Source organism: Mesorhizobium erdmanii, assembly GCF_013170725.1.
GTDB lineage: Bacteria > Pseudomonadota > Alphaproteobacteria > Rhizobiales > Rhizobiaceae > Mesorhizobium > Mesorhizobium erdmanii.
Window position 1 is genome coordinate 810,291 of record NZ_CP033361.1, and the last position, 12,518, is coordinate 822,808.

Sequence of the window (12,518 nt, forward strand, 5' to 3'; positions counted from 1 at the left end):
CGTGGAATCCGCACAAGCAAGGCAGGACGGCGGCATCCCCAGCCTGTCCGTGCGCCTGCTCGGACCGCTGGAAATCGCGCGTGACGGCGTGCCCGTTGCACTGCCGGCGTCGCGCAAGCTGCGCGCGCTGTTCGCTTATCTGGCGCTGGCGCCGCATGCCGTGGGCCGCGGCCGCCTGTGCGAACTGCTGTGGGATGTGCCCAACGATCCCCGCGGCGAGTTGCGCTGGTGCCTGAGCAAGCTGCGCGGCGCGCTCGACACGCCGGATCGGCGCCGGGTCATCACACAAGGCGATGCGGTCGCGCTCGATCTCGACGGCTGCCTTGTCGATGCGCTGGAGATCGCCCACGCCGCCGGCCTCGGGATCGGCACGCTCGAGACTGCGCGGTTGCAGGCGCTGGCAAACCTGTTTGCCGGCGATCTGCTCGACGGGCTGGAGCTGGAGCGCAGCCCGCTCTTCGACAGCTGGCTGGTCGCCCAGCGCCGGCGTTTTCACGCTTGCCACGCCGCCGTGCTGGAACGGCTTGCCGCAAACCATCCGGCGGGCTCGGCCGAAATGTCCGGCCATCTCGACAAATGGGTCGAGCTGGCGCCCTTCGATACCCGCGCGCATCTGGCCTTGCTGTCCAATCTGGCGGAGCGCGGCGCCATCGGCGCGGCAGAGGCGCATCTGGCCTCCGCGGCCCGCCTGTTTCAGTCGGAAAAGCTGGATTTCGCCCCGCTGCGCGTCGCCTGGCAGGCAATCCGCGACCAACAGTCGGGCAGCCCGCTCAAGGCGCAGCTGGCCAGCCTGTCCACACGACCGCAGCTGGTCGCCACGCCGGATGATGCCGGTGCGATCGAGCCAAGCCAGGCCTCGCTGGCGGTAATGCCGTTCGTCGAGGAAAGTGGCGGGCGCGGCGGACTTGCCGACGGCTTCACCCACGACATCATCACCCGTCTCGCCAAGCTTCGGGATTTCTTCGTCATCGCGCGCGGATCGGTCTTCGCGCTGGCGGAAACGACCACAGCGCCGGAGGAAGCCGGCAGAAAACTTGGCGTCGATTATGTCGCCACGGGCACAGTGCGCAACCAGCCCGGCCGTCTGATCGTCAGCGTCGAGCTCATCGAGGTGCGCACGGCGAGGATCGTCTGGGCCGAGACCTTCGAGCGCAGGCCCGACGACCTCTTTGCCGTGCTCGACGATATCGGCGACAGTATCGTCTCATCGATATCGGCGGAGATCGAAACGGTCGAGCGCAACCGCGCTATGCTGAAGGCACCTAACTCGCTCAATGCCTGGGAGGCCTACCATCGCGGTCTCTGGCACATGTATCGCTTCACTCGGGCCGAGAACGAGCAGGCGCGGCATTTTTTCGACAAGGCCTTGCAGCTCGACCCGACCTTTGCCCGCGCCTATGCCGGCCTGTCCTTCACCCATTGGCAGAATGCCTTCCAGCGCTGGGGCGACCGCGACCGCGAAAGCGCGCTGGCCTATGAGAGCGCCGGCCACAGCCTGCTGGTCGACGACCACAATCCGGCCGCACACTGGGCGATGGGCCGGGCGCTTTGGCTGCGCGGCGAGCAGGACGGATCACTCCGCGAATTGGAACGAGCGGTCGATCTCAGCCCGAATTTCGCGCTCGGCCACTACGCGCTGTCCTTCGTCCACTCGCAGTCGGGCGACCCGCGCGCGGCGATAGACTCGTCGGACCATTCGCGTCATTTGAGCCCCTTCGACCCGCTGCTGTTCGGCATGCTGGGGTCGCGCGCCATGTCGCATGTGCGGCTTGGCCAGTTCGAGGAGGCGGCCAACTGGGCGCTGAAGGCGGCGGCGCGGCCCAATGCCCATACCATCATCCTGGCGATCGCCGCGCACTGCCTGGCGCTGGCCGGCCGGCTCGACGAGGCGCGCGGCTTCGCCGCCGCCATCCGCAAGACATTGCCTGATTACCGCGCCGACGATTTCATCGGCACCTTCCGCTTCGAGCCCGATGCCGAGGCGCTGTTCCGGCAAGGCGCAAGGCGGATAGGGCTCAGCTGATTTCGCGCCTGAACTCTACCCGTTAACGAATTCGGAAGGAGTTGCTTAACCGTTCACCTCTATCTGACCTCGCGGGGGCTCCCATGGCAAAGTGAGTATGATGAGCGACAGACCTGACAAGCGCAACGAATGGCGCGCCATTCTTCATGTACAGGCCCGCGTCGCCGTCCTGTTCGTTCCGGTGGTGGCCAGCCTGCTGATCATCGCCGCTCTTGCCGGCAACGAACGCAAATCCGTTCCCGATGTCGACCGGACGATTACCGGGTCGGTGCGATAGACGGCACAACAGCCGCGAAGGCCTGCCGGTGTGCGCTATTTGGGCGCGCCATCACCTCGATGACGCGATCCTGGTCCCCGTGGGAATTCTTGCCGTGGTCAAGATGATACCGCCCGAGGCTATGGCCGAACAAAGGAAGGCCGCCTCCCGCCGTTGACAAGCCCGTGAGCCGCAGCGCGGCGGTGATCAGCGCCTGGCTAAAGGATCTTGGTCACCAGCTTGTCCAGACGGGAGTTCTCGCAGTAAGCCAGTCGCACCACCATAGCACCCATGATGCCGGTGATGGCCCCGCCGACAACGTCGGTCAGGTAGTGCGTACCGATGAAGATTCTCGACCCGCAGATCAGGAATGCCATGATGAAGAGCGCAATCGTCCGGCGCGGGAGGCCTTGCATCGCAAAGGCCGCAACAATCGCAATGCTCGCTGTCGCGTGATCGGATGGAAACGACCAGTCGGCGCTCGGCGCAATCAACAGGTGCGTCACGCCGGCATCGTAGGGCCGTATCCGATGCACGAATAGAAGAATGAACTGGTTGACCGCCAGACCGAGCAAGAACGCCAGACCGGCCGACACGGCCGCGTGACGAACATGGTAGCGGTCAACCTTCGCCCACCATTGCAGGGCCACAGCCAGAACCATGAGAGGAACGCCGATTTGCGAGACTCCGATCATCGTCCTATCAAGAAAGGGGCTGATCCCGGCCGCGCCATTTATCCAGTGTGTTAAAGCTACATCCATTGGCATCGGATTCCGTTATTGGTTGTGAGGTGGATTCTTGAAATTTGTCGATGAACGCCGCATCCACCAAGTCTTCGAAGTCAGCCTCTGGCTGAAGGGCGCGCATGCCCTGATCGAATGCATTGGCGGGATTCTGCTCTATGTCGTCACCACCGATACCATTGCCTCCTGGGTCAATGCCCTCACCGCCGATGAATTGACCGAAGATCCAAACGATTTCATAGCTGGCCATCTGTCGCAGATGGCAAGCCATTTTTCGATCGCCAGCAAGGAGTTTTATGCCTTCTACCTGCTTAGCCACGGCTTGATAAAGCTTGCCTTGGTGGCTGGACTTTTGAGAGGCAAGCTCTGGTCTTACCCTGCCTCGCTCGCGGCTTTGGGCTTGTTCATGGTCTATCAAGTCTATCGTTACTCATACACCCAATCATTCGGCCTGCTGGTCCTGACCGTCTTCGATGCGATTGTCATGGTGTTGATCTGGCATGAATGGAGGATCGTGCGACAGCACAAGCCGGCATGATGGCCGGCATGATGGTTGAGTTGCCGGCCTCGTCCCCCGTTTGCCGAACGCCGTCACAACCGCCTGACTGCAATGATCGTCCTGCCTTGCGGCGGAACCCCACGTACCGTCGAACATTGTCTTCCAGGGCCGAACCTGGAGGACATGATGACCCGCGCTTTCGACATCAACGAGAACACCGAGGAAAATCCCAGGCGCCCGCCGAAGCCTGAGACCGGTGACAACCTCAGGAAAAAGAAGGTCGAGGGTAAGGCCTTCCAGGTGAACGAGAACAGCGTCGACAATCCGACAACCGCGCCGGTGACGCCAAAGCGGGACTGACCGCGGATGTGGTTCGCGATTGACCGAAGCGTACCCAACTCCTAGGGCGGAGCAGGAGCGAGGCTCCGTCGCGGTGACGCCGGTCAAAAAGTGCTGCACATCAATATGTTACGCTGCTCGATGCGCTCTCGACAGCAGTGGTCATTCTCAACCGTTGGAGTAGGGCCGTCAGGTCACGGCATGGAAGCGTGTTTCCGACTGGAGTTCGCGTCGTCTCAAACAAACCTTGGGATCGGACCGTTCTGCGGTGTCGTGCGGTCACCGAGGTCGAGAAAGACCTCGTCGACATAACACCAGCCCCAGCCTTCCGGCGGGTCATAGCCCTCGATGACGGGATGGCTGGTGGCATGAAAGTGCTTGGTGGCGTGGCGGTTGGGCGAGTCGTCGCGGCAGCCGACATGGCCGCAGGTGCGGTAGAGCCGCAGATGCACCCACCACGAGCCGCTCTTCAGGCACTCCTCGCAGCCGAGCGCGCTCGGCGTGACGTCCTTGATCCCAGCCGCATGCTCGCATTCGTCCGCCATCACACTCTCCTGAAACTATCTCTCTGTTGAAGCATGATCTTTTTCCGAAAACCGGTCCCCACTTTTCGGGATCATGCTTTGAAGCGCGGCGGTCTGGCCGCCGTCTTGCGCCAGATAAGCATGCAAGGCCGCGACCACCTGGGCGCCCTCGCCGACCGCCGCGGCGACGCGCTTCACTGAGCCGCAACGCACGTCGCCGATGGCGAACACGCCGCTGCGGCTGGTCTCCATGAAACCGCGGTCCGGCCCCAGCTCCGATCCGGTGCGGACGAACCCCTTGGCATCCAGCGCCACGTTGCAGTGCGCCAGCCAGTCGGTGTTCGGATCGGCGCCGATAAATAGGAAAAGATGGCGGATTGGCCGTGTCGTTTCTTCGCCGCTGATGCGGTTGCGCCAGCGGACAGTGGCGAGATTACCCTCTTCGCCGTCCAGCGCCTCGATTTCGGTCTCGGTCAGCACCTCGATGTTCGGCTGCGCCTTGATGCGCTCGACCAGATAGCGCGACATCGAGGCATCGAGGCTGCCGCCGCGAGCCAGCAGCGCCACCTTGCGCGCCTGGCTGGCGAGATAGACCGCCGCTTGCCCGGCCGAATTGCCGGCGCCGACCAGCGCCACTTCTTGGCTCGCGCAAAGCCGGCCTTCGATGGGGGAGGCCCAATAATGCACCGAGGTTCCCTCGAACCGCGACAGGTTGGCGACGTCGAGGCGGCGGTAGCGCGCGCCGCTGGCGATCACCACGCTGCGCGTGCGCACCGTCTCGCCATCGCCGACATCGAGCAGATAGCGCGCGCCTGAATTGTCGGTCGCCGCGCTCAAAAGCTTCGCCTCGTCCGGGATTACCATTTCGACGCCGAATTTCTGCGCCTGGTTGTAGGCGCGCGCCATCAGCGCCATGCCGGTGATGCCGGTGGGGAAACCGAGATAGTTCTCGATGCGCGAGGAGGCGCCGGCCTGGCCGCCGAAGGCCCGGCAATCGAGCACGATGGTCGACAGCCCTTCGGACGCCGCATAGACCGCCGCCGCCAACCCCGCCGGGCCGGCGCCGACAATGGCGACGTCATACAGCGTATCGGCATCGATCGGCCTGAGCAGGCCGATGCAGCGGGCGAGGTCCTTCTCGCCTGGATTGAGCAGCAGCCTGCCGTTCGGGCACAGCACGACCGGCAGATGGTGCGGGTCGACATCGAAACGCTCGACCAGGGTTTTGGCGCAGGGGTCGCTGCCGGAATCGAGCACGCGGTGCGGCTGGCCGCTGCGGGCCAGGAAGCCTTGCAGCCGCAGCACGTCGGCATTGCCGGATGGCCCGATGATGATCGGCCCGCTGGTGGCGCTTTCGAGCAGCCCGACACGGCGCAGGATCAGCGCCCGCATGATGCGTTCGCCGAGATTGGCCTCCTGCACCATCAGGTCGCGCACCCGCCGCGAGGGGATGACGAAGGCCCCGACCGGCTCGGCGGCCTCGGCATTGACCAGTGAGGGCCGTGCCGAAAGCTGCGCCAGCTCGCCGACGAAGCTGCCGGGGCCATGGCTGACGATCGTCTCGCGCCGGCCGAGCCCGTCTTGGGTAATATCGACCTTGCCCGACAGGACGACGATCAGGCCGGGCGCGACATCGCCGGCCTTGATGATGTGCTCGCCGGCCCCGTAGGCGCTGGCTTCGCCGAACCGGCGCATGCGCTCGATGTCCGCCTCGCCCAGCGTGGGAAAGGCCTGGTCGCGACGAGCGCCGAAGATTGCTGTGGCGGATTGAGACATGAGTGGAGCGTAGCGAAGTGGGCGGCCGGTTTGAAGCGATTTGTGAGGGGACTGGCCAGGAGGGGAGGTTGTGGACGCGTTCCTCGAGGTCGCCATCCCCGGGCTTGACGCTCGAATCCATGCCGCGACGTTAGCCAACGAATGCAGCGAGCAGAATTCTGCACCGTGGCAGCGCTGCAAAGTCACGGAATGGATCGCAGGTTCTCCGCGACGGAGCTTCGCTCCTGCTTCGCCCTGGGATGACGAAATCCGTGGTCAGCTTTTATAAGAAGGAACTCGCCAATCCCGTTGGTAGTCGGGAAAAAATGGTGCCCAGAAGAGGACTCGAACCTCCACTCCTTGCGGAACACGGACCTGAACCGTGCGCGTCTACCAATTCCGCCATCTGGGCTGGTGCGGGCTCAATAAGCGGGCAAGCGATGGCTGTCAACGCGCTTTTTTTCGGGGCTGCCGCTCGTCGGCTCAGTTTCGGGCGTTGGCGCCGTCCCTCACCTGCCTGCCGGCATTCTCTACCCGTATAGTGACGGGGAGAGGAACGCTCTCAACCCTCCAGCACTTCCTTCGACGCCACGGTCGAATCGGCGTTGAGCTGGTAGATGACCGGCACGCCGGTGCCGAGTTCCAGCTTGACGATCTCCTCGCCCGACTTGCCGTCCAGCGCCATGATCAGCGCGCGCAGCGAATTGCCGTGGGCGGCGACCAGCACGGTGCCGCCGCGCAGCACGTGCGACTGCATGTCATGCAGATAATAGGGCCAGACGCGAGCGCCGGTGTCCTTCAGGCTCTCGCCGCCGGGCGGCGGCACGTCGTAGGAGCGGCGCCAGACATGCACCTGCTCCTCGCCCCATTTCTTGCGGGCGTCGTCCTTGTTGAGGCCCGAGAGGTCGCCATAGTCGCGCTCGTTGAGCGCCTGATCGCGGATGGTCTTCAGGTCGCTCTGGCCGACCGCGTCGAGAATGTGCTGGCAGGTTTTCTGCGCCCGGATCAACGCCGAAGTGAAGGCGATGTCGAACTTCAGCCCGCGCGCCTTGAGCTTTTGGCCGGCGGCCTTGGCCTCGGCGTGGCCCTGCTCCGTCAGGTCGACATCGCGCCAGCCGGTGAACAGGTTCTTCAGGTTCCATTCGCTCTGGCCGTGGCGCACGAGCACGAGAGTTCTCGACATTTTTGCTCCCATCAGGTTGGCAGATTGGTAATTGGCGGGTTGGCGGCCTCAGCTCAGGCCGAGCACGTCCCGCATTGAGTAAAGGCCGGGCTTCCTGCCACGCCCCCAAAGCGCCGCCTTGACGGCGCCGCGGGCGAAGATGGCGCGGTCCTCGGCATGGTGGGACAGCGTGATGCGTTCGCCGGTGCCGGCCAGGATGATGCTGTGATCGCCGACCACCGAGCCGCCGCGCAGCGTGGCAAAGCCGATCGAGCCTTCTCTTCGTACGCCCGTATGGCCGTCGCGTGAACGCACGTCGTTGCCGGCCAGCGCGATACCGCGCCCGGTGGCGGCGGCCTCGCCGAGCAGAAGTGCAGTGCCCGACGGCGCGTCGACCTTGTGCTTGTGGTGCATTTCGAGGATCTCGATGTCGAAATCACCGGCGTCGAGCGCGCGCGCCGCCTGTTCGACCAGCACCGCCAGCAGATTGACGCCGAGGCTCATATTGCCCGACTTGACGATGGTCGCGTGGCGCGCGGCGGCGGCGATCCTGGCGTTGTCGTCAGCCGAACAGCCGGTCGTGCCGATGACATGGACGATGCGCGCCTGCGCCGCGTAGCCGGCGAATTCGACCGTCGAGGCCGGCGTGGTGAAATCGAGCACGCCGTCGGCCTTGGCGAAGACCGGCAGCGGATCATCCGATATCGCCACGTCGATGCGGCCGACGCCGGCGAGTTCTCCTGCATCCCTGCCCAGATGGGGCGAATCCGCGCGCTCGACCGCGCCGATGACGCGGGCGCCCGGGATGGTGTGGATGGCGCGGATCAGCGTCTGGCCCATGCGGCCGGCCGCACCCACCACCACCAAGCCCATATCGCCTGTTTCGCTCATGTGCTCCTCACCGCAGTCTTCTTCGCGCGCGTGGTCCGGACCGGAGTTTGGATCGGCTTGCTGTCATCGACAAGCCCCAGCCCCTTCTTGCCCTGGATGCGATGGAAGCGGGCATAAACGCTATGTGGGTTGGCCATCAGCGCGGCATGCGTGCCTTGCTCGACCAAACGTCCCTCTTCCAGCACGATGATGTGGTCGGCATTGACCACCGTCGACAACCGATGCGCTATGACGATGGTGGTGCGGCCTTGCATGACATGGGTCAGCGCTTCCTGGACGCGGGCCTCCGCCTCGTTGTCGAGCGCCGATGTCGCCTCGTCGAGCAGCAGGATCGGCGCCTGGCGCACGATGGCGCGGGCGATCGAGACGCGCTGGCGCTGGCCGCCGGAAAGGGTCGAGCCGCCTTCGCCGACCGGCGTATCGTAACCTTGCGGCTGCTGGCGGATGAACTCGTCTGCTGCCGCCTGTTTCGCCGCCTGCTCGATTTCGGCGTCCGTTGCCGACAGGCGGCCGTAGCGGATGTTGTCGCGGATCGTGCCCTCGAACAGATAAGGCGCCTGCGCCACATAGGCGATCGACTGCCGCAGCGAATGCTTGGTCACCTTCGAGATGTCCTGGCCATCGACCGCGATGCTGCCCTGGTCGACGTCGTAGAAGCGCTGCAAGAGCGCCACCAGCGTCGACTTGCCGGCGCCCGACGCACCGACGATCGCCGTCACCTTGCCGGCGGCGGCGGTAAAGCTCAGATCCCTCAGCACCGGCATGTCGGCGCTATAGCCGAACGTCACATTGTCGAAGCGCACCTCGCCGGTGGTGATCCTGGCCTCGACGGCATCGGGCGCGTCGCCCTGTTTCGGCTCCAGGTCGAGCAACTCGTAGATCATGCGGGCGTTGACCAGCGCACGTTCCATGCCCACCTGTGTGCGCGCCAGGCGTCTTGCCGGGTCATAGGCCATGATCAGCGCGGTGATGAAGGAAAAGACCGCACCAGGGGGCTGCCCAAGATACAGCGCCCGGTAGCCGGAATAGGCAAGCACAGAGGTAACGGCGAGACCGCCAAGTATCTCGGAAATCGGCGACAGCCGCTCCGAGACGCGGGCAATCTTGTTGTTACGCTGCTCGGCCGTATCCGCCATGATGCCGATGCGGCGGGCCAGCTCGGCCTCCAGGGTGAAGGCCTTGACGATAGCGATGCCTTGCGTGGCCTCCTGCACGGACCCGTTCAGCCGCGAATTGATCAGCACGGAATCCCGGTTGATACGCCGCAGTCGGCGGGTGATGTAGACGACGGCCCAGATCAGCGGAGGGCCGATCAACAGCGAGCTGAGCGACAACACCGGATCCTGGTAGATCATGACGCCGACGAGGGCGACCAGCGTGACCGCGTCGCGGCTGATCGAGGTCAGTGTCAGCGACAGCAGATCGCGAACGCCGCCGACATTCTCGCTGACCTGTGCCGCCAGCCGGCCGGAACGTGTATCGTTGAAGAAATCGACACCGAGCTTCATCAGATGGTCGAAGCTGCGCTTCTGGTAGCGCGCGACCAAATTGTTGCCGATACTGGCCAACGCGACTGCCTGGCCGTAACCGGCGAAGCCGCGCAGCAGGGAGGCTCCCATGAAACCGGCGCAGATCAACCAGAGCATATCGCCGCGCCGTTCGTAGAAGATCTGGTTGATCATCGGGGCCATGATCCACGCCGTGAAGGCAGTGGTGCCGGAAACGATCAGCAGGCAAGAGACGGCAACGACATAGGTCCAGCGATACTCATTGCCGTTTTCAGCGAGGATGCGGCGGAGCACCGCTGTGACCTCGCCGGGCCGGGCTTTTTGTTTGTTTGGAGCTTGAAGTGTCAAATCGGGAGCGCTTTGTGGTTTCCGCCTCGTGGGACCGGGCTGTAAATTCGGCACCCCTCTTAACGTCATGCAGCCGCATTGCCTATGCCCATGGCTGATTAACTTCGTCACGGGGGCTCAGGCGCGCCGGCCTGGAGCGCATATAGGCGCTTCCAGACGAAGAGCTAGGCCTGCCAGCGCCGGCCCGCCGTCTGGACGCCGAACAGCGACGGGTTCCTCGCATAGGCGGCAAGGCCGAGAAGCGCGGCCAGCGGATGGGTGATGACATAGACCGGCATGGTGCGCATCAGCGCGCTGTGCGGCGCCTTGTCCTCGAAGGCGGCGCGGAAATTGCCCTCCTTCAGCGCCGGTACGATCTTCTGCGCGATGCCGCCGGTCAAGAACACGCCACCACGGCTCATGAACACCAGGGCCAGGTCGCCGGCGGTGCGCCCAAGGCAGGTGACGAAGATTTCGAGCGCTTCCTCAGCCACCGGATCGGTCTTGGCCAATGCCGCGCCGGTGATCTCGGCCGGCGTGGTGAAGGGCGACGGCTTGCCGTCCGCCCGCGCCACCGCCCTGTAGACGTTGACGAGGCCGCGCCCGCACAGGATCTGCTCGCCGGAAATGCGGCCCTCGAGCTTCTCGATATGCGGGAAAACCTCGAAATCGCGTGGCGTACGCGGGCCGATGTCCATATGGCCGCCCTCACCGGGCACCGGAATCCAGCGGCGCAGCGCATGGACCAGACCGGCGACGCCGAGACCGGTGCCGGGCCCGAGCACCACGCGCCCGGCATTGGGTTCCGGCGTGCCGCCGCCGATCTTTTCCATATGCTCTTCGCCGAGCGCTACGACGGCCAGCGCCTGCGCCTCGAAATCGTTGAGCACGACGATGTCGCGCAGGCCGAGGCTCGCAAACATCTGCCTAGGCTTGACCACCCACGGGCAGTTGGTGAGTTCGATCTCGTCGCCGTCCACCGGACCGGCCACCGCCAGCACCGCCGAATTGGGGCGCACCGACGAGCGGTCGAGCACCGCCGCCTGGATCGCCTCGTCGATGGTGTTGAAATTGGCGGTCTGGACGATCTGCGGCTCGGTCGGTTCGGAATTGGCGTCGAGCACGATCGAGAAGCGCGCATTGGTGCCGCCAATGTCGCCGATCAGGATCGGAAACCGCAAGGACGTCTCGTCTTCGCCTGCCATGCTCTTCGTCCGCCTTGTTTTCGGCAGCCTCTCACCGCCCGGTCGTTGACTAGCGCATGGCCCTACAAAGGGAAAGCCGCTTCAGTGCCAGTTTTCAAGCGCAGGCGCCGCGCCGGCTTCGGCGATCGGCTCGTCTGCGGCAATCTTTGGACGCAGGAAATGACCCGCTGGCAATCAGTTCACCGGCGGCCGTGGCCGGGGAACGGGCGCGCCCATTCTGGGCGTTGCCGCGAAAGCATTTGCCGCGCCTGGCAGATCACCGTCACTGGCCGTGGGGGCAGGCTGCGACGGCGTTTCCGGTTCGGGCCCTGCCACCGCGACCGGCACGGCGCCGCCGCGATAGGTCGCGGCCTCGGCCGAGGGCGGCCCCGGCGCGTCGAGCACGGCGCGGCATTCCTTGGGCAGGTTGGCCATCGTCATCACGTCGCGGGCCTTCGGCGCATCCGGGTTCTTGTTGGGCCGCCAGGGCTCCTCGGTGAACCACCAGGCCAGCGGCTTGCCGCAGCCGTCATCATCCGGCGTCGCTTCCTGCCCCTTGCAGTCGGGCGAGCCCGGCTGGCAGCCGATGCGCATGTGGAAATGATAGTCGTGACCCCAGAACGGCCGGATCTTGCGCAGCCAGGTGCGGTCGCCCTTGACGGTGTCGCAGAGCTTTTTCTTGATGCCGGGATTGACCAGGATGCGCTCGACTTGCGGGTAGCTCGCGGCGCGCTTCAGCAGCGCCGTATGCTGCGGCGTCCACAGCGCGTCCTTCACCAGATGCGTCTTCTCGTCGACCATCAAGGTGGCGCTCATCGATTCGCGCTGCGCCCTGGTCATGGTGCGGTCAGGCATCGGCGTCAGCCAGATGTCGGCATCGAGGCCGATCTGGTGCGAGGCGTGGCCGGTCAGCATCGGGCCGCCGCGTGGCTGGGCGATGTCGCCGATCAGGAGGCCCGGCCAGCCGTCGGCGACCGCATCGCGCGACAGCCTTTCGATCAGCGCGATCAGCGCCGGATGGCCCCAGCGGCGGTTGCGCGATGGCCGCATGACCTGCCAGGTCGGGCCGTCCATGGGGATGGCGACACCGCCGGCAAAGCAGCCCTTGGAATAGAAGCCGAAGGATTGCGGGGCGGTCGCGGTCGGCAGTTTTTCAGCGCCGAACAGGTCTTTCGCGCGTTCCTCGGCCGTTGCCGGCTGGGCCGTCAGGCCGGCCAGGGCGAAAAGCCCAAGTGCTGCCGCCAGCAACGCATTTCTGCCGGAAAGTGATCGCGCCGATGATTTCATGAACCGCACCCCCGCGCCTC

General features: G+C 65.0%; 12 protein-coding genes and 1 tRNA gene. 4 read left to right on the forward strand and 9 right to left on the reverse strand.

What is annotated here, in order from left to right:
• The first annotated feature begins 1 nt into the window (after window position 1).
• Window positions 2-2,023, forward strand: coding sequence for a transcriptional regulator (locus EB233_RS03755; RefSeq protein WP_064990675.1), 2,022 nt, complete (start codon window positions 2-4; stop codon window positions 2,021-2,023).
• A gap of 100 nt (window positions 2,024-2,123) precedes the next feature.
• Window positions 2,124-2,300, forward strand: coding sequence for a hypothetical protein (locus EB233_RS03760; RefSeq protein WP_171892204.1), 177 nt, complete (start codon window positions 2,124-2,126; stop codon window positions 2,298-2,300).
• 197 nt (window positions 2,301-2,497) lie between these two features.
• Here EB233_RS03760 and EB233_RS03765 read toward each other — a convergent pair whose 3' ends face one another.
• Window positions 2,498-2,974, reverse strand: a complete 477-nt coding sequence (locus EB233_RS03765) for a phosphatase PAP2 family protein (RefSeq protein ID WP_343064836.1) — start codon at window positions 2,972-2,974, stop codon at window positions 2,498-2,500.
• Between the two features lie 103 nt (window positions 2,975-3,077).
• On the opposite strand from EB233_RS03765, the gene EB233_RS03770 reads away from it, so the two are divergent.
• Both EB233_RS03770 and EB233_RS03775 read left to right on the forward strand, forming a co-directional pair.
• Window positions 3,078-3,560, forward strand: a complete 483-nt coding sequence (locus tag EB233_RS03770; RefSeq protein ID WP_064990027.1) for a DUF2127 domain-containing protein — start codon at window positions 3,078-3,080, stop codon at window positions 3,558-3,560.
• Window positions 3,561-3,707: 147 nt separating this feature from the next.
• Window positions 3,708-3,881: a hypothetical protein gene (locus EB233_RS03775; RefSeq protein ID WP_171892205.1), complete on the forward strand. Its 174-nt coding sequence runs from the start codon at window positions 3,708-3,710 to the stop codon at window positions 3,879-3,881.
• A gap of 215 nt (window positions 3,882-4,096) precedes the next feature.
• On the opposite strand, the gene EB233_RS03780 is transcribed toward EB233_RS03775, so the two are convergent.
• From EB233_RS03780 to mepA, 8 genes are all read right to left on the reverse strand, one after another.
• Entirely contained in the window at window positions 4,097-4,405 is a 309-nt protein-coding gene (locus EB233_RS03780) for a UBP-type zinc finger domain-containing protein (protein WP_064990026.1), read from the reverse strand.
• A gap of 15 nt (window positions 4,406-4,420) precedes the next feature.
• Window positions 4,421-6,160 carry an FAD-dependent oxidoreductase gene (locus tag EB233_RS03785; RefSeq protein ID WP_064990025.1) on the reverse strand — a complete coding sequence of 580 codons (1,740 nt, stop codon included), beginning with the start codon at window positions 6,158-6,160 and terminating at the stop codon, window positions 4,421-4,423.
• A gap of 306 nt (window positions 6,161-6,466) precedes the next feature.
• Window positions 6,467-6,551 (reverse strand) — tRNA-Leu (locus EB233_RS03790).
• Window positions 6,552-6,701: 150 nt separating this feature from the next.
• Window positions 6,702-7,322 (reverse strand): 2,3-bisphosphoglycerate-dependent phosphoglycerate mutase, encoded by a 621-nt coding sequence (locus EB233_RS03795; RefSeq protein WP_056573951.1) that lies wholly within the window; start codon window positions 7,320-7,322, stop codon window positions 6,702-6,704.
• A gap of 48 nt (window positions 7,323-7,370) precedes the next feature.
• Window positions 7,371-8,192 (reverse strand): 4-hydroxy-tetrahydrodipicolinate reductase, encoded by an 822-nt coding sequence (gene dapB / locus EB233_RS03800; protein ID WP_064990024.1) that lies wholly within the window; start codon window positions 8,190-8,192, stop codon window positions 7,371-7,373.
• A complete protein-coding gene (locus EB233_RS03805; RefSeq protein ID WP_081294124.1) occupies window positions 8,189-10,048 on the reverse strand; it encodes an ABC transporter ATP-binding protein in 1,860 nt (619 codons plus the stop codon). Before EB233_RS03805 ends, dapB begins: the two co-directional genes overlap by 4 nt.
• A gap of 164 nt (window positions 10,049-10,212) precedes the next feature.
• Entirely contained in the window at window positions 10,213-11,232 is a 1,020-nt protein-coding gene (locus tag EB233_RS03810) for a glucokinase (RefSeq protein ID WP_064990022.1), read from the reverse strand.
• A gap of 174 nt (window positions 11,233-11,406) precedes the next feature.
• Window positions 11,407-12,498: a penicillin-insensitive murein endopeptidase gene (gene mepA / locus EB233_RS03815; protein WP_064990021.1), complete on the reverse strand. Its 1,092-nt coding sequence runs from the start codon at window positions 12,496-12,498 to the stop codon at window positions 11,407-11,409.
• Between the last annotated feature and the right edge of the window lie 20 nt (window positions 12,499-12,518).